The sequence below is a fragment of the Sphingobacterium multivorum genome (genome assembly GCF_039511225.1).
Taxonomy (GTDB): Bacteria; Bacteroidota; Bacteroidia; order Sphingobacteriales; family Sphingobacteriaceae; genus Sphingobacterium.
In genome coordinates this window covers 3,239,379-3,257,471 of sequence record NZ_CP154261.1, presented here as the reverse complement: position 1 = coordinate 3,257,471, position 18,093 = coordinate 3,239,379, and the positions used below count along the sequence as shown (strand labels likewise).

The window sequence follows — 18,093 nt, the reverse complement described above, 5'->3', positions numbered from 1 at the left end:
TTTTTATTTAAAGGAACAATTAATAGATGATTTCAATGAAAAAGATAGAAATACAACACACAGACTTGCAGATAGCGCCAATTAATTTTGGTGGGAATGTTTTCGGTTGGACATTAGATGAACAGAGATCGTTTGAAATGCTAGATAAATTTGTAGGAGCAGGGTTTAATTTTATTGATACGGCAGATACCTATTCGTGGTGGGTAAATGGAACTGGAGGGCAGTCTGAAGAAATTATTGGAAAATGGTTAAAAAGGCGCGGTAACCGTGATAATATAGTGATCGCAACAAAAGTTGGATCCGAGACTAAGGAACATGGGTATGATATCTCAAGGAAACATATTTTGAAGTCTGCCGATGATTCACTGCGACGGTTGGGAGTAGATCATATAGATCTATACTATACCCACTTTGATGATAACATAACCCCTGTGGAAGAGACATTGTCGGCTTATGCGGACTTAATAGAGGCAGGCAAGGTACGTTATGTCGCCGCTTCTAATGTATCGCCAGCGCGTTTAACGGAAAGCTTTGATGTAGCAGAGAAAAACGGCCTTCCAAAATATGTTGCTTTGCAACCGCATTACAATTTGGTAGAGCGCGCAGGTTTTGAAACAGATTATGCGGGATTGGTCGAGAAGTATGGGTTGAGTGTATTTCCATATTGGTCGCTTGCAGCAGGTTTCTTGACCGGTAAATACCGTACTGAAGCTGACTTTGATAAAACGGCAAGGGGCGGTGGAATCAAAAAATATTTTGATGCTAAAGGTAAAGCTGTCCTGAAAGCGCTCGATGCTATCTCCGAGAAGCATGGTACAACACAGGCCACTGTAGCATTAGCATGGTTGTTGGCTAAACCGCTGATTACCGCTCCCGTTGTGAGTGCCACGAGTGAGCGTCAATTGGATACGCTATGTGCGGCACCGGCTCTTAAATTAGATACAGAAGATATCGAATTATTAAACGAGGTTAGTAATTAAAATACCGGTAAAAGAGTAATGACAAAATCCCTTTATTTCTTAGGGATTTTGTTTTTATTGAGAAGTCGTTCTTAATAGACGGTGGAGATTGCTTATGTATTTTAACAAGTTTATCGTAAATTGGACGCTAAATTGATCTTATGAAACGTTTCCTGATATTATTTTCTTTTATGCTTTTTGGCAGAAGTTATGCGCAAATGCCTACACCTTATGAACGGGGCAATGGTAATCAATCCACAACATTTGAAGAAATGCGGGCCTACTATCAGGAATTGGCGGAGAAATATTCATCAATTCATTATGAAACAAAGGGAGAAGACGATAACAATAAACCAATAGATGTGGTCGTATTTAATCCGTTTGGAAAGACACTGGAAGTCGCCAGGAAAGGGAAATGTATTTTATTGGTCAACAACGGTATTCATCCCGGAGAACCCGATGGTATTGATGCCACTATGATGCTCATGCGAGATTTGGCGACAGGAAAGGTAAAGGCACCTCAAAATGTTATCGTTGTTGCGGTCGCGAGTTACAATGTCAGTGGAATGTTAAATCGTGGGAGCTTTTCCCGAGCTAACCAAAATGGCCCTGAAGAGTATGGCTTTCGTGGAAATGCAAGGCATTATGACTTAAATAGGGATTTTATTAAGACAGACACCAAAAACTCGCGCAGTTTTCAGCAGATTTTCCATTGGGTCAAGCCGGATGTTTTTATCGATAATCATGTGAGCAATGGGGCCGATTATCAGTACACCTTCACTTATATCTCAACAAACAAAGAACGTCTGGGAAACCTTTTAGGTAATTATTTTAATAACAACATGCAAAAAACCTTACTCAAAGATCTCCAGGAGAAAGGGTTTATGTCTGTTCCCTATGTTAACATCCACAACGATGTACCTGATGGTGGTTTTCCAACTTTTATGGATTCGCCAAGATATGCAACAGGTTACACCAGTCTATTTAATGTCATCGGAACCGTGGTAGAAACACACATGTTGAAACCTTATCAAGAACGTGTCAAAGCGACTTATGATTATATGCGTTGTAATCTGGATTTTATGGAACAGCATTATAAGGAGATCAAACAAAAAAGAACTGAAAACCTCAAGCAATATCAAATAGGGGATAAATATGCCCTAGCATGGAAGCTTGATTCATCGAAATATGAATCACTGGACTTTAAGGGCTTCGAGGCAAAATATAAGCCAAGCGATGTCTCCTCGAAAGATAGATTGTGGTATGATAGAAACGCGAAGTTTTCAAAACAAGTTAAGTTATATAATACCTATGTTCCGACAAAAGAAGTAACTATTCCATCGTATTATGTCATTCCGCAGTCTGAATGGAAAATTATTAACTTGCTAACAATCAATCAGATCAAAATGATTCCGCTTAAACAAGATACAGTAATAGCGGTGGAACAGTATCGAATTAAGGATTTCAAGACAACTTCAAGTCCTTACGAAGGCCACTATTTACATTTTGACACCAGCCTCCTCCGGGAATCCAATAAGGTAAACTTTCGTGCCGGTGATTATTTAGTCCCCTTGAATCAGGACGGTGTAAAGTTCTTGCTGGAAACTTTAGAACCTGAAGCAATAGACTCTTATTTTAATTGGAATTTCTTTGATGCGATCTTAGGACAGAAAGAATATTATTCAGCGTATGTTTTTGAAGATACAGCAGCCGAGCTTCTAAAAGAGAATAAAGATTTAAGAGCTGCCTTTGAACGCGAGAAGATGAATAACCCTAAACTTGCTGCGAGTAGTAGTGCGCAGCTGGATTGGATATACAAACATTCACCTTACTATGAAGATTCACATCTTCTTTATCCTATTTATCGCATCAATTAACATGGTGATTTTTGAGACGCAGGGCAGCTTTCGTTACAATATGGCTATTTTATAAGTATATCCAGGGTAATGCCAATGAATATTATGACGATCAAATAGGAGACAAAACCTATTATTAAAGCAGCAAATGCTTTGAAATAGCTGATCTTTTTAGCCTTATCAAAAAACTGTCCAATGGCCCAGGAGTAATATACAAAGGACACAATAGTTGCGTATAGGATAAGATGCTGGTGCGTGATACCGTCAACTAGTGCAAAAAATGCATAAATTAACATCGCCATCCCCATAATAAAACATAATAAGATGATGATTTCAAAAAGATTATAGTCGTATTTTCTAAAGAATAATTTAGTCCAAAGGGCGATAAAGACTCCCATAATGATGTTAGCATACCCATAATGATCTTGCAGCCATCGGAAGATGTTGGTTGTGATGATGAGTTCACTTCCAATACCATGGTTGTTAATTGACTGCATATACCGCTCTTCAGTATGGAAAAAGTGGGCAATAATTGAGTACACTAAAGAGGTTACAATAACAAAAATAATAGGTTTGACTAGCCGGCTACGATTTTCAGAAATGTAATTTTGCACATTTTTGCCTGGGGCTGTCACCAATCCACTAATGGTATAGAGGATGCCGCGTTCAAAATGAAGTACATGTTCTATTTCATGGGAGATATAATGCGCATCTATTCTTTTTAGCATTGCAGGTTGACCACAATCGGGACAGAATTTTGACGTAATATCTGTGCCACAGTTTTTGCAAGTTATCATGTTGAAGTCTTTCTTTAAGTAATTTAGGTTAGCTATGTTATTTCATTTGAAAGTAGAGCAAGGGGTCTTTCCGTACTGACCTGTTTTATTGGAGGTATTCAGCAACGTCTACAAGCTTGTATTTGGGGCTCCGTTGCAAAAACTCACCAAGAAAAGCGGCGTGAGTAGCACCGGTTATCAGCAAAATACGATCTTGCGCAGTGACAGGGATCTGATTTAAATTGGAGAGTATCCGTAGATTTCTTCGGTAAAATTTACTGGCTTCGTCTGCTCCTTCAAAATTACCTTTTGTACTACTGTAGGTTAAGATATCAGCGTTTACATTGATAAATTTTTGCAAGGTCTCTTTGTGATTAAATACCTTTAATTTATCTAAAATGGAGAGTTGATCAATAGGAGTGAATTCCTTCATGATTTTTCCCATGTAGTTTTTATACGTTACAGTATCCACCTGGTTCTCCAGTTCATTGGCAATATTGTAATTATATGCTGCGGTTTGTTGTTCATCAATTCCATAAATTGTTTTTACCCCTGCAAGTTTGCCAACTTCATAAGCGATTAAGGCTATTTCACCACCAAACTTAGCTTTATGGCTTTTGTCGTCTATAAAAGACCTGTAGTCACTGTTCAATTCTCTGTTTTTTTCAGGAATGACTTCTACGCAAATGATGGTTGGTTTAAAATCAGCCAACAGTTTGGCTACTTGATAGGTTTCTTTCCTGTTTTTTTGATCTTTTTCATCAAATTCCACTTTATGGGCATCAGGGGTATAGCTCATGTGAAATGTCCCAAAATTTAAAACTTCAATTTTCTGCTGTGCGTAGCTGTTCCCAAAAAATAAGACCCCAAGGGCGATTCCAATATTTCGAATCTGTATAGTTTTAATAAGCATCTGTGTAAGAAATGGTTTTATGTTTTTTCCGGCTTTTCGTTTAGTTAGCTGTATTTTTCTAGCTGTTTTGTCCAAAAGTATTACAGTTTGTCCAAATAAAAGCTACACTTGAGTGTAGTTTTATTTAACTTCGAAACTTAGAATTTCGTTATGGATTTTAACGCGCTATTTTCACAAAAAAATACTGTTGATCGTCTTTCAGAAAAGGACATCCTGCAGACGCATAGCTATATTGAGCTTGTCAAAGCTTTCTCACGAATTACTTACCAGAGTATCTACCTAATCGATTATCAGGCCAAAAGCTTTGAGTTTGTTTCAGACAACCCGCTGTTTCTCGCAGGTTTAACAGCCACAGAGGTGATGGAAATGGGCTATGGCTTTTATCAAAAATATGTTCCATCCGATGATTTCCGGATGCTCATTACGATTAACGAAGCGGGGTTCAGCTTTTACGAAAAAATACCCATCGAGGAACGGAAGCTTTATGTTATATCGTATGATTTTCAGATACAAAATGCGCATAACAAGTTTATTTTGATTAATCATAAACTGACGCCGGTTTTTTTGACAGAAGAGGGAAAAATATGGAAGGCAATTTGTATCGTATCTTTATCTACGAATGTGTCTTCGGGTAACGTGACGATCGAAAAGTTGCACTCCAACTTAGTCTGGGAGTTGGATCTGTTGACCGGGAAATGGAACTCCCAAAAAAAGATTAACCTTACCGAACGTGAAATAGAAATTTTACGCTTTTATCATCGCGGTCTGACCATTCATGAAACTTCCGAAAAAATTTTCGTTTCCATTGACACGGTGAAATTTCATCGGCGAAAATTATTTGAAAAACTGGGGGTAAGTAACATGAATGAAGCATTGGTTTATGCATTGAATAATAGGTTATTGTAACGACGGCTTGACGGATGTTGAAATGTTCAGGGCAAGCGCCTCAACCGAGGCGCTGCAGATTATTTTTTCACCAATAAGGGTAAGTACTTCTCGTAGCCCTGTGCTTTCATCTTGTCTTTTGGAATAAATCGAAGTGAAGCACTGTTTATACAATAACGTAGACCACCTTTATCTGCCGGTCCATCGTTAAAAACGTGGCCGAGGTGTGCATCACCAGTTTTGCTGCGTACTTCCGTTCTGCGCATCCCGTACGAAGTGTCGGCGTGTTCTTGAATCAAGCTATCGCTAATTGGTTTGGAAAAACTGGGCCATCCACAGCCCGATTCAAATTTATCTGTTGAGACAAATAAGGGTTCTCCGGTTGTGATATCGACATAAATGCCTTCCCTAAATTCGTCATTATAGGCATTGTCAAATGCGCGCTCTGTTGCGCTGTTTTGTGTAACATCGTATTGCAATGGAGTTAACTCCTTCTTCAAGGTCTCCTTGTCAGCTTTTTTATACCTGTTTTCAACGTTCACTTTCGCTTTTTCGAGGTTGGCATTTCGCGCAAGTTCAAATAAATCAGGGCTTATATGGCAATAACCACCGGGGTTTTTGTCCAGGTATTTTTGATGATAAGCTTCAGCATTATAGTAATTCTGTAAAGGTTCTATTTCCACCACTATTTTGCTCTTGTATTGACTTGCTAAAGCAGCTATTTGCTCTTTGATAACAGCGGCATCGTCCGCATTGGTATAATAAATGCCTGTACGGTACTGTGTACCGATATCGTTGCCTTGTTTATTCAGTGAAGTCGGGTCAATTGTTTTGAAGAAAAGATCTACGAGCAGCTTTAGATCGACAAGCGCTGGGTCGAAGTTTACCTTTACGGTTTCGGCAAACCCGGACGTTCCTGTCGAAACTTGTGCATAAGAAGGGTGCTGAAGGTTTCCATTGGCATAGCCAACTTCCGTTGCGGTGACCCCGCGCACTTGTTTAAAGAAATGCTCAGTTCCCCAGAAGCATCCTCCTGCAAAATAGACAACATGATCTTTTTGATTTGTAGTATTCATAGTATTTTGTGTTGACGGTTTTAAGTCTTTCCCTTTTTGTGAAAAGCAAACTTTGCTGATCAGAAATAAGCCGGTCGCTATAGCAAGGAGGACGAATAAGTGTTTCATGGTATGGATTGCTACATGAAAGAAACAACATTGTTTCTTTCATGTAAACTACAAACACCGTACCCTTCTGGACGTTTGTCTTAGAAGATTCAGGCAGTTTCGACTCTAATAGATTCTTTTTACAATTGAAAGACGAAATAAGTCGATGAAAGGTATGTCCTGACAAAAAGTCTTTTTAGCTAAACTTCGCCAGCTGCATCTCTGACAGGAGAGCTCCTATGCAGGTTATATCCTACGACCTGCGCAAGTGATCGTTTAATCCATATTGTTTTAAGTACTGCTCTTGTGACTAAGTTAACTGTCAGGGAAAGACTCCTTTCGGCTTAAGGCTACAGCATGAATCTGTCGGTTTGATCAGGCCCTTGTGTAGCTGTCTCACTGTGGCTATAATAGCCTGTTTGTCGTAGTAATAAAGTTGGTGAAGCTGTTGCTGTGTACCCTGTACTGCGAACGAGTCGGGCAAACCAAGACGCTTCAACGTGGCTGAGTAACCATGTTCCACCATAAATTCAAGCACTGCGGTGCCCACTCCACCTGCTACACATCCATCTTCGATGGTGATGATAGACGAATATGATTGGAATACCTCATGTAATAACGCTTCGTCGAGCGGTTTAAAAAACCGGAGATCATAGTGCCCGACGTGGATGTCCTCTTGGAGCAGCTCGCAGCAGGCGTCCTGTGCATATTGACCAACGGGTCCAAGAGAGAGTAGGGCAATGTCTTTGCCTGAACAAAGTCTTCTTCCTTTTCCAATTTCAAGTCTTGTGTATTTGTCGGATTGTTTTTCTTGGTTACCCCGACCTTTTGGGTAGCGGATTGCAAAAGGTCCATCGAGAGCGATGTCCTGAGCCGTGAACAACAAATTTTTAAAGTCTGTAAGCGTCATGGGAGAGGCGCCCGTAATGTTGGGTATGCAACGGAGAAAAGCAATGTCGAATGCCCCCTGATGGGTGGGGCCATCGGGACCGACAACACCGGCCCTGTCGATACAGAATACGACTGGTAATTTCTGTAAAGCGACGTCGTGGATAAGCTGATCATAGGCGCGTTGTAAGAATGTCGAATAAATAATACAGAAAGGAAGTAGCCCATCGGCAGCAAGGCCGGCAGAAAAAGTAACGGCATGCTGTTCGCAGATACCAACATCAAAAACACGCTTGGGCATCAGCTGTTTCATTGCCGTTAGTCTGCTGCCGGAAACCATCGCTGGGCTAATAGCCATAATACGACTATTCTTTCGGGCCAGCTGTGTCAGCGTTTCGCCCAACACCTGCTGAAAAGTCTCGTTGTGGAGTTGCGGTACCTGGCTTTCTAACCGTTTACCTGTCAGTTTGTCGAATTTCCCGGTGGCATGCCATTCTGCCTTATTTAACATGGCCGGCGCAAAACCTTTTCCTTTCTGCGTCACACAATGTACTATTTTGGGCCCGGGTATATGCTTCAACTGCTCGAATATTTTGATAAGCTTATGGAGATTATGACCATCCACTGGTCCAAAATAACGTATACCTAAGGCCTCAAAAATATTGCTTGAAGCAAGTAGTCCCGTTTTTATCAGTTTCTCTACTTTTCTAATTGCAGCAATTGACCATTGTGCCTGATCCTTATTACGCGACAGCAGCTTTTTGATCTGTGATTTGAACTGATTATAGGCTTGCCCCGAGGTCAGGTCGGTCAGATAATTTTGTAGCGCTCCCGTACCGGCATCAATAGACATATTGTTGTCATTTAATATAATCAACAGGTCGGGCTGTTCGAAACCAATATTATTTAAAGCTTCGAATGCTAGACCGGCAGTCATGGCGCCGTCACCGATAACAGCGATGTGTTGACGGCTATGATCACCCTTATACCTGGCTGCGCAGGCCATACCCAGAATTGCTGATAAGGATGTGGATGAATGACCGGTACCAAACGCGTCAAAGTTATTTTCTTCCATAACAGGAAATCCGCTGATGCCATGTAGAAGCCTGTTCGAATGAAAGCGAGCCGCTCTACCCGTGATTAATTTATGGACATAAGCCTGATGACCAACGTCCCATATCAATTTATCCTCAGGGGTGTTAAACACATAATGTATTGCTATGGTAAGTTCTACAACACCAAGGCTTGAACTAAAATGACCGCCATGTGTAGCAATATGGTCAATGAGGAGGTTCCTTAATTCCTGACCTAATTCGGGTAATACCTCCTGTGGAAGAGCTCGTAATTCATTGGGGCTGTTGATTTGATAATTACCTGTCATTTCTTTTTTAGACAAATTTAGATTGATTAGATTTGCGATACAGGTACAGTATAGGTAAAAGTGATCAATACAGATGAAGAGCTATAAATTTGAAATCTTTACACGGGCAATCGAGAAAAATATAAAATCAGGGGTCTATAAACCCGGACAAAAGCTACCTTCAGTACGTGATTTTAAAGATTATTATGGTTTAAGTATGAGTACTGTTCAAGCTGGATACGAATATCTTATGATTCGTGGCCTAGTGGAAAGCGTTCCGAAATCTGGCTACTATGTCAGTGCGAAAAATGAAATGCTGGCAGAACCAGGAGGGCATGGTCGTCCACCAATAGTAAGGGATGCTGTCTTTGAACAAAGGCTGGGCTTGACAACAGCGTCACCTTTGGAGCGGGGTTTTTCCGAATTTAATGTTGCGGCTCCAGGGGATCTCCTTGTTCCGCAAAAACTTTTACTTCGGACGATGCAACAGGTCATTCGGGAACTAGGGGCAGGCTTGCTACGTTATTATCCGTCGAATGGCTCTGTACAATTGAAGGATAACATTGTCAGCCGTGCGGCCTCTCATCAGACCTTACTGCATGCAGATGAATTGCTGATCACAGATGGCGCCTTACAGGCCTTGTATATCGCCTTGGCAGCCGTATGCGAAGCCGGAGATATTGTTGCTGTGGAAAGTCCATGTGTATTTTCTGTATTGGAGGTCATTCGGGTGCTCAAACTGCGTGTCATTGAAGTTCCTGTTCTGACTAAAGAAGGCTTCGATATTGATTTTTTTAGAAGAGCATGTCAAAGAAGTGCTATAAAAGCCGTCGTGATAACACCGAATTTTCATAATCCAACAGGTATTTTGCTTGCAGATGAACAGAAAATTACTTTATTGGCGATTGCTCATCAATATCATGTTGCTGTTATCGAGAACGATATATATGGCGACCTAAACTTTCATGGGAGTAGACCATCAACTTTAAAACAATTTGATGAAAGCGGATTGGTGATGACTTATTCATCTTATTCAAAAACCCTGGCACCTGGAATTCGACTGGGCTGGTTAAGCACAGGGCTATTTCTGAAAGATGCCGAACAGATCAAGTTTGCGTTGGGCAGTACAGTTTCCCCTTTGAATCAGGAGACTGTAAGCCGTTTAATCGGCAGCAGTAGTTACGATCGGCATATTCGTTCACTGAAGATGCAACTGGCAAAAAATGCCTATCTAGCCACCAACCTAATCGCTTCCAGTTTTCCCGAACAAACCAAAGTGATTGCCCCGGCTGGTGGATATAATCTTTGGGTTAAAATGCCCGAAAGTACACATATGTCGGATTTTTATGCGCAGTGTGAAAAAATTGGTGCGAGATTCACACCGGGTTATACGTTCTCTTTTGCGAATACTTTTGGACATTATTTTAGGTTGGTCATCGCGGATAAATTTTCTGATAAACGAATTGAAGCGATCCAGCATATAGGTCGGTATTTATGTGGGAACCTGTAGCTGTACTGATGCTAAATGAATAATGTGTATCGAATAATAGCAAGTGATAGCATGTACATTTGTTTGTTTAATAGGAGATGCATATATGAATATAGTTACAAAATTTACGGTGGCAACAGAGCAGGGAATTGAAGCGTTGTCGATGATCACCAAAACACTGGCGCTAGAAAAATTCGCCAGCTTAGTGGAGCCAGCTGAACTGGAACATTACATCGCTGACAATTTTAATTCCAGAACACTTGTCAACGAAATAAACAGCATGTCAAACCAATGGCTGGTGGTGTATGCCGACGATCAACCAATGGGTTATGCAAGAATAACCTCGAAAGGGCAGAAGCCGGATGCCCTGGCAGGTACACGTGCGATTCGAATCGCGGACTTTGGTGTCTGCCAACATGCAGCTCGGCAGCAAATGGAGACATCTTTAATGGACAAATGTCTTGCCGTCTGCAATCCCTATGACGTGATATGGGTCAATGAACCCATAAAAAGTTCGTCGATAGGATTTTTTGAGCAGAATGGATTTATAAAACAGCCGGGGATTAACAGATTCGAGGGGTTGGCCTTGGAATCAGCAATATATCTTAAGGCGATCTCATAGTTCAAAGGAACTTTATCGTGAAGTTTAAACAAAGCATAATGATGTTTAGCAAAAAAAGTGCACAGATTAGTGCGCTTTTTTTTGTTTAATGATAGATATTTTAGTTTTATAATGTGTATTTTTAGTTTTTAAAAAGAAGGTGTTTGTCAAACTTTAACAATATCTTTAAACTAAAAAATATCGTTTATAATCCCTTTTCATAAGTGTTTAATGAAGAAAATAGTTATAACGTTTCTATATCTTTGGTTCTGTGTATTCGTATTTGGGCAAGAATTTAAGGACATAAGGCCAGACAGTATCGTTCAGTACTTTAGTGAAATTAAAACTGCGGCTAAAATTGGTTATTCGTTGTGGAATAGGGATCTATATGGTAATATTATTTTGGTAAACCCTGATACGCGGCAGCTATTTAGTAATAACTCTGGTGCCGATAGTTCGTTTGTGCAATACAAAAATAGCTATATCGGTAAATTACCCGATAGTGTAAATATTGCCAATACATCTTTGACGTGGAATGGGCGTACTTGGGCGATGATTATGCTGCCTTTATCTAAAGATTATTATACACGGATCAATTTGTTGGCTCATGAATTGTTTCATTCCGCACAATCTGTTTTGGGATTTGTTCAAAATAACAGCGAAAGTATCCATCTCGACCAAGAGAATGGACGAATATATTTACGTTTAGAATTGGAAGCACTTAAAAAGGCGGTTTGTTCAGACGCGGAAGATGAACAACGAATGCATTTGAAGGATGCTTTGATTTTTCGGAAGTATCGAAATTTACTTTTTCCAGGTTCTGCCCACATTGAAAACCAATTGGAGCTTAATGAAGGAATTGCAGAGTATACCGGAGTAATAATCAGTGGGAGAAACAAAGAAAAAACAAAAAAACATTTTACTGATGTTGTAGACAGATTTTTCTTGAATCCCACTTATGTAAGGTCTTTTGCCTATAATACCACGCCGATCTATGGTTATATAATGAGTTTAAAGGATCCGCTTTGGAACCAAAAAATTTCAGTAAATACGGATTTAACCGCATTTTTTATGCGCGAATTGAACATTGAAGTTCCGAAAGATCTTGCGGCAACGGTAAAAGTCATAGCAGCGAAGTATAACGGGCACCGGGTATTCAGAGAAGAGCGGCTACGTGCGGAAAAAATAAGAAAGCAAATCGCATTTTATCGTTCCTTGTTTGCAGACCAGCCTCATATGACTATAAAATTCGAGAAAATGAATGTGTCTTTTGATCCGAGAAATATCCTTCCAATCGCAGATTTGGGAACTGTTTATCCAACCATAAGGATTACTGATAACTGGGGGATTCTTGAAGTCAAAAGTGGAGCGCTTATGGGCCCCAATTGGGATAAAATAACCATTAGTAGGCCTACAAAAATCGAAGGGCAACGCGTAGAGGGTGAGGGCTGGGTGATGCAACTCAAAGAACAGTATGCCGTGCAAAAGGACGAATCGCTGAATAACTACAGACTTATCAAAAAGAAGTAAATACACGATCTTGATTTTTTGTACGATGCAGCTTTACCGAATCAACATTAAATACTGGTAAAATATAGGAATATCGCCAAAATATCATAAAGAGCTTACCCTGTGATATTCAATTTTTAGCTATCGATCGGGAGATAGCTTCGAGCTATTTTTTAGATATAGTCCAGCGCATTTAATGCCCTAAATTTTCGGGGACTCAGACCTGTATGCTTTTTTATAAACCGTGTTAATGATGCTGAAGAACTAAAACCATAATAGGAAGTCAACTCTTTAATCGGAATTTCAGTGGTCGCAAGTTTTTTGGCAATCTCACTTGCGACAATTTCCTTGACGATCGTGCTGGGTGAAGTTTCACTGCTTGAAAGTGTCAATCGATGTAAGACCATTCTAGAAACATTGAGCTTTTTCAAGTAGAATTGGAGATCCCAGTGATTCTGAGGATATTGGTGAATGAGTTTTTTAAATTCTACTATAATGGGGTGTTCCGCGAGCGGTGCTGAATTTTGATCCAATTGATTTAATGTTTCTTTTTGTTCCTTTATGTTATTTTTCATGTTTTAAGATAATCGCTTGTTATTGCTTCACTATAGTGTTCTGAGGCTATAGTTTAGGTTAAATGTTTCATCAAACTTTTTGAATACAAGCAAAATTAGGGTATTAATTTCATAGTGTACTTTTCGAAATTAACGATTCGCTTTTTAAAATTATAATTTTTTATAATTGATTCTGGTAATACTGAAGCGCAGCAGATTATCCTTTGAAAAATAGGCGGATAAATTAAAACCGGTTCCGATAAGAGAGAAATCGTTTTTTTGTTCTATTTTCTGATTTCATTTTTCTCTTGTTTTATTTTGTATTATTCTTTATAATATAGGTATTTACGTATGTTATCTGTATTAAAAGTAAAATAATGAAATAGGTTGCCTATAACCTTTGGTTATAAGTCTTTTTTTGTTTTTTTGGGGTTCACGTCATGATTAATCCACTTCAAGTCATCTTCATCTATAATTTTATTCATGGTTAGGGTGATGATCATGTACAGCTCCGCTAGTGCTTGATGATGGAATGTTCGCGGGAATAGCATTGGGTCTGTGTGATTAGTTTGAATAACATCTAGCTTCTATCGCGGTACAGAATAAGGCTATTACTCGATTCTTTTCATTTTTTATAAAACAGACTTTCTTTTAGGTTATTTGATGTTTGTATAAGCGAAAAGGTTTTCGTTGATTGTGCAAACGTTTGATCTGTAGCAGTTGATTATTTTTCTGTACAATATATTTTATCTTGCTTTTAGATTATGAACTAATACTTTACCGAAGGTGAAGTGAATTTTTTGGATGGATCATCTTGTTTCAAGTTTCGTGGGATCCTAAATTGATCAAAGAAATAAAAAACTTCGAAACGGCCGCTGAGGCTTTTTAGGATGATCGGAAGAAGTGCGGACAATTAATACAATTTATAAACTTTATTTAAAAATTATGAAAAAGACCGTGTTTTCCTTAATCACGATTTTAATGCTCGCTATGGCCATTTCCTGTCGGAAGGACGGCAGCTTAATGTACACCTTACCGAACGATACTGGCGCAGAATCCTTAGCTATAGCGGATTCGGTGCAACTATTTAACGTAAGTCCTTCGGCCGCAACGGAAGCTGATAGACTTCAGTTTCGAGCGAATCACAATGAGATGCAAATGACCGGATTTTATGTGGCGCCAAACAGTACCATAACCATAAATGTAAAAATCAACGCAGGTACTACAGCAGCACGATTAGCGATTGGGACGCCTTTTAGAGACAATATTCGACCAGTGCGGCAGTATTTCAATCTCCAGGCAGGGACGCAGACTTTCACAGTGGATCAATACGGGGGATTGGTTTATGTGATTTATACAGCTGATAATTATACAACAACTGGAGAAATCGAGCTTTCTTTTGGCAATGGCTTTATTCCGGTTCCTTACTTTCAAAAGGGGATAACCTCCCATGAGCAATGGGTAGCTACATTGGATTCGTTGAAAGGTACCGTGCCGGATGTCGTCTTCTCGTCAGATCACACCATCATGGTAGCCAAAATTGCCGATGCCTTGTTGTATAAGAACGAAGATCAACAGCTGATTGTTAATAGACTGGATTCAATTATTGACTTTTCCAATCGGATCAGTGGCTTGAACGGTACCAATGGAGTCCATGCGATACCTTACAATAAGCATCTGATTACCGTGAGGGATTCGAGTGCTGGAGGCTATATGGCTGCCGGTATTTCTATTTATTTTACCGATGCTTTATCTTATCGTATGCTGCAGCCAAAATATCTGTCCAATACAAATGGATGGGGAATATGGCATGAGGTCGGCCACACCTATCAACAAAAAGCTTGGACCTGGGGCAATCTGACAGAAACAACCGTGAACGTCTATTCGCTAGCCAGCGAAAGGGGATTTGGGTTGCCGGTAAGTCGGGTGACAGCCAATAATTCCTGGCCTAAATTGACGACTTACTTTCAAAAAAATATTGCTGATCGCAACTTTAATTTGGGAGATAATGATTTGAAAATGATTATGTTTCATCAACTTTGGTTGGGGTTTGGTGACGATTTTTACATCAAACTTAGCAAAGCTACGCGCGAGAACAGACCCACAGTTTCGACAGATGCAGAGAAAATGCGCTATTTTATACTGTCTGTATGTCAGATTGCTCAAAAAGATCTTTCTGATTTTTTTAGAAAATGGGGGTTTAAAGTCGATGAATCTGTCTATACAGCGATAGGTAATCTGAATTTGCCAGCTCCAATGCAGGATCTAACTGCTTTAAGAGATTAAACACTCTTGCTTACTCTGCTGAACCGGACAGGACAGGACAGATAGACAGACAGACAGACAGACAGACAGACAGACAGACAGACAGACAGACAGACAGACAGACAGACAGATAGCATGTACGTTATTGCGGATAAAAAATTAATCGTTGTTTTACAATAAAAACATGGAAAAGTATTATATTGTAGTATGGATTTCATTCCAATAACCACATATTTATTTAATTAATTGAGAAAATGGGTAAATTTGAAGTAAAAACACGGAAAAATGGCGAATTTCAGTTTAATCTAAAAGCTGGAAACGGACAGGTGATTTTAAGCAGTGAAGGTTATACAACTAAAGCAAACTGTTTAAATGGCGTTGAATCTGTTAAAAAGAATGCTCAGGACGATAACAAATTTGATCGTAAAACCTCTACAAACGGTAAGTACTACTTCAATCTCAAGGCGTCCAATGGTCAAATTATCGGAAGCAGCGAGATGTATGAAAGCGCTAGTGGTATGGAAAATGGTATTGAATCTGTCAAGAAGAATGCGCCTGAAGCGACAGTCGAGGAGATAGCCTAAGTCTATATTGAAATGTCGATCTGCTGCACGTAGACAGTCTGTAAATAGAAGCGCATAGGAGTTGATAGCAAAGAGCCGGTTTTATACCGGCTCTTTTGCGTTTATCTTTCCGCTGGTGGACGTGGAATTGAAAACCAAAAACTGCTGCCCAAGCCTACCGTACTGTCAACTCCTATCAGACCCGCGTGTTTTTTGATAATTTCAGCGGAGATATAGAGTCCGAGCCCGAGCCCCGAGTACGATTTGCCTTCATGGTTTGCTCTATAATATCGATCAAAAATAAAAGGCTGTACTGCCGGATCAATACCTTCACCTTGATCCTTGACGGCTATCTTGATACAATCTTGCAGCTGTTCCACAGTGATATTGATTTCTCTCGATTCTGGTGCATATTTAACGGCATTGTTGACAAAATTAACAAGCACTTGTTCAAGGCGTTGCTCGTCAGCAAATATAGTTGCATCGAGATCGCCCGTAATATTAACTTGATGGTTGCCTTGGGATATGATATTGTGACAACTGGAGGCAAGAATCTTTGATGCTTTGAAGGTTGTTTTTTCGAGATGAAGCTGTCCTTCACTGATTCGGTGCATATTGAGCAGGTCATCAACAAGTGTAACGATTTTTTTGATATTGACAGCAGACTGATCAATAAGCCTTGAAATGATGTCACTTCCAGTTTTGTCCTTAAATCGTTCCAGCAATTGAATCGTTCCCTTTAAGCCTGTGACGGGCGTCTTTAGTTCATGGCTGGCAATGCCCAGGAAGTCATCTTTTTGTGATTCATAATTTTTCCGTTTTGTAATATCTGCCACTACGCCGATGAGGTGAGTTGCATGGCCTTCTGGATCGTATTTGGGAAGACCCGACGCATTGATCCAGTGTAACGATCCGTCAGGCCAACGGATGAGATATTCGGCGTGATAAGTGGTTTTGTTCTGGATAGCATCCTGCACTTTTTGATAGACCATTTCGCGGTGTTCAGGGACGATGCTTCGCATGAGGTCTTCATAGTCAAAGCGGTCGTTTTTGGTGAGACCAAAATTGAGTTTACAGGTTTCGGAACAGTCCATTTTTCCTGTTCTGATATCGCGATTGTAGGAGCCGAGTTCACCAGCTTTTAACGCAATTTCCAACTGATAGTTGAGAGCTTCAAGGTGTTCGTTTCTTTTGATACGCTCGGTAACTTCATTGGCGATAACAATAATAGACTCCGTTTCACCTTCATCATTTTTTAACGGCTCATAAGTGAAATCAAAATAATGATCGCCCAATACCCCCATAGACTCAAGTCTTGCGTAGGCAGTATCTCCAATGTAGTTTTGGCCGGTAGTAAAGACATCGTCCAATATCCCTAAATAAGGCTGTCCCTGTAGTTCTGGAAGCGCTTGTGCAAGCGGTTTGCCGAGGACAATTTCGGTTTTGCGCCAGAGCTTGAGCATCCTATCGTTGGCAACTTCAATAACTAACTCACGGCCTGTTAAAATCGCAAAGCCTATCGGGGCTTTATCTATAAAGGATCTGAATCGACGTTCACTTTTTTTGAGATTTTTATTGAGTAGCACTGTCAAATCATAGGATTTGTTGAGCTGGCTATTGGTGCGATAAAGTTCATCATTGGCAAGCTCCATTTCATCATTAAGCTCGAGCAGTCGTTGTTGCATGGTTGCCATGGTAATATTGACGCCCTCAAGCTCATCAATTTTATCCAGGGAAGAACTTCGAAGCTCGATTTGATCCATCGCTGTCCGCGCAAGACCGGCTAATATCTGGCGATCAGCTGCGGTAAAAGCGCGCGGATGTTTGTCGATAACGCACAGTGAACCGATCATAAAGCCATCATGTGTAATAAGCGGTGCACCTGCGTAAAACCGTAGTCCAAAGTCACCAATTACATTTGGATTGGTCAGTAGCATATCTTCTTTCAGTGTATCTTCAAAGACCGTTACTTTCTTGTCCAGAATAGCCAGACTACACAGGCTTTGCCCCCGATTTGTTTCCTTTGTGGCACCCATGCCAATATTTGCTTTGAAATAAACAGATTCTGCATCGACCAATGATAGCAATGCAATAGGGGCATTAAAGATCTGGCTGGCTAATTTTGCAATTCCATCAAAGCTGGCTTCAGAAGGCGTTCCCGTTATTTTATAGCGTCTGAGAGCATTCAGTCGGTCATGTTCATTTTCAGGCATTATATCCATTCCAAACGTATTCTCTATCATAGTGACCGTGTAATTCTTTTTATAAAGATATCGTTTTAATTACAAAAGCGGAGATGCAATTTTTTTTTC

14 protein-coding genes are annotated in these 18,093 nt (G+C 40.1%); 8 read left to right on the top strand and 6 right to left on the bottom strand.

The window, feature by feature from the left end; translation table 11 throughout:
- The first annotated feature begins 35 nt into the window (after positions 1 to 35).
- Positions 36 to 980 carry an aldo/keto reductase gene (locus AAH582_RS13585; protein ID WP_046672831.1) on the top strand — a complete coding sequence of 315 codons (945 nt, stop codon included), beginning with the start codon at positions 36 to 38 and terminating at the stop codon, positions 978 to 980.
- A gap of 140 nt (positions 981 to 1,120) precedes the next feature.
- Positions 1,121 to 2,836, top strand: a complete 1,716-nt coding sequence (locus AAH582_RS13580; protein WP_343318013.1) for a hypothetical protein — start codon at positions 1,121 to 1,123, stop codon at positions 2,834 to 2,836.
- 44 nt (positions 2,837 to 2,880) lie between these two features.
- Here the strand turns inward: AAH582_RS13580 and AAH582_RS13575 are convergent, their stop codons facing one another.
- Together AAH582_RS13575 and AAH582_RS13570 are read right to left on the bottom strand one after the other, a co-directional pair.
- Positions 2,881 to 3,612, bottom strand: coding sequence for a DUF3667 domain-containing protein (locus AAH582_RS13575; RefSeq protein WP_343318011.1), 732 nt, complete (start codon positions 3,610 to 3,612; stop codon positions 2,881 to 2,883).
- A gap of 85 nt (positions 3,613 to 3,697) precedes the next feature.
- Entirely contained in the window at positions 3,698 to 4,504 is an 807-nt protein-coding gene (locus AAH582_RS13570; protein ID WP_343318009.1) for a DUF5694 domain-containing protein, read from the bottom strand.
- Between the two features lie 150 nt (positions 4,505 to 4,654).
- Between AAH582_RS13570 and AAH582_RS13565 the strand changes: the two genes are divergently transcribed.
- Positions 4,655 to 5,410: a response regulator transcription factor gene (locus AAH582_RS13565; protein WP_343318007.1), complete on the top strand. Its 756-nt coding sequence runs from the start codon at positions 4,655 to 4,657 to the stop codon at positions 5,408 to 5,410.
- Between the two features lie 59 nt (positions 5,411 to 5,469).
- Here AAH582_RS13565 and msrB read toward each other — a convergent pair whose 3' ends face one another.
- Together msrB and dxs are read right to left on the bottom strand one after the other, a co-directional pair.
- Positions 5,470 to 6,465: a peptide-methionine (R)-S-oxide reductase MsrB gene (gene msrB / locus AAH582_RS24865; RefSeq protein ID WP_430459019.1), complete on the bottom strand. Its 996-nt coding sequence runs from the start codon at positions 6,463 to 6,465 to the stop codon at positions 5,470 to 5,472.
- Positions 6,466 to 6,874: 409 nt separating this feature from the next.
- On the bottom strand, positions 6,875 to 8,821 hold the full coding sequence (gene dxs / locus AAH582_RS13550; RefSeq protein WP_343318005.1) for a 1-deoxy-D-xylulose-5-phosphate synthase: 1,947 nt from the start codon (positions 8,819 to 8,821) through the stop codon (positions 6,875 to 6,877).
- Between the two features lie 73 nt (positions 8,822 to 8,894).
- On the opposite strand from dxs, the gene AAH582_RS13545 reads away from it, so the two are divergent.
- The 3 genes from AAH582_RS13545 (at position 8,895) to AAH582_RS13535 (ending at position 12,420) form a co-directional block, all read left to right on the top strand.
- On the top strand, positions 8,895 to 10,310 hold the full coding sequence (locus AAH582_RS13545; protein WP_343318003.1) for a PLP-dependent aminotransferase family protein: 1,416 nt from the start codon (positions 8,895 to 8,897) through the stop codon (positions 10,308 to 10,310).
- 85 nt (positions 10,311 to 10,395) lie between these two features.
- Positions 10,396 to 10,911, top strand: a complete 516-nt coding sequence (locus tag AAH582_RS13540; protein ID WP_343318001.1) for an N-acetyltransferase — start codon at positions 10,396 to 10,398, stop codon at positions 10,909 to 10,911.
- A 210-nt stretch (positions 10,912 to 11,121) separates the two neighbouring features.
- Positions 11,122 to 12,420 (top strand): hypothetical protein, encoded by a 1,299-nt coding sequence (locus AAH582_RS13535; protein ID WP_343317999.1) that lies wholly within the window; start codon positions 11,122 to 11,124, stop codon positions 12,418 to 12,420.
- 152 nt (positions 12,421 to 12,572) lie between these two features.
- Here the strand turns inward: AAH582_RS13535 and AAH582_RS13530 are convergent, their stop codons facing one another.
- The gene (locus AAH582_RS13530) at positions 12,573 to 12,974 is read right to left on the bottom strand and encodes a helix-turn-helix domain-containing protein (RefSeq protein ID WP_046672823.1); all 402 of its coding nucleotides are present in this window, start codon (positions 12,972 to 12,974) and stop codon (positions 12,573 to 12,575) included.
- A 924-nt stretch (positions 12,975 to 13,898) separates the two neighbouring features.
- On the opposite strand from AAH582_RS13530, the gene AAH582_RS13525 reads away from it, so the two are divergent.
- Positions 13,899 to 15,239, top strand: coding sequence for a M60 family metallopeptidase (locus AAH582_RS13525; protein WP_343317995.1), 1,341 nt, complete (start codon positions 13,899 to 13,901; stop codon positions 15,237 to 15,239).
- A gap of 233 nt (positions 15,240 to 15,472) precedes the next feature.
- Positions 15,473 to 15,802, top strand: a complete 330-nt coding sequence (locus AAH582_RS13520) for a YegP family protein (protein ID WP_046673598.1) — start codon at positions 15,473 to 15,475, stop codon at positions 15,800 to 15,802.
- A 101-nt stretch (positions 15,803 to 15,903) separates the two neighbouring features.
- On the opposite strand, the gene AAH582_RS13515 is transcribed toward AAH582_RS13520, so the two are convergent.
- Positions 15,904 to 18,024, bottom strand: a complete 2,121-nt coding sequence (locus AAH582_RS13515; protein ID WP_343317992.1) for an ATP-binding protein — start codon at positions 18,022 to 18,024, stop codon at positions 15,904 to 15,906.
- Positions 18,025 to 18,093: the final 69 nt, after the last annotated feature.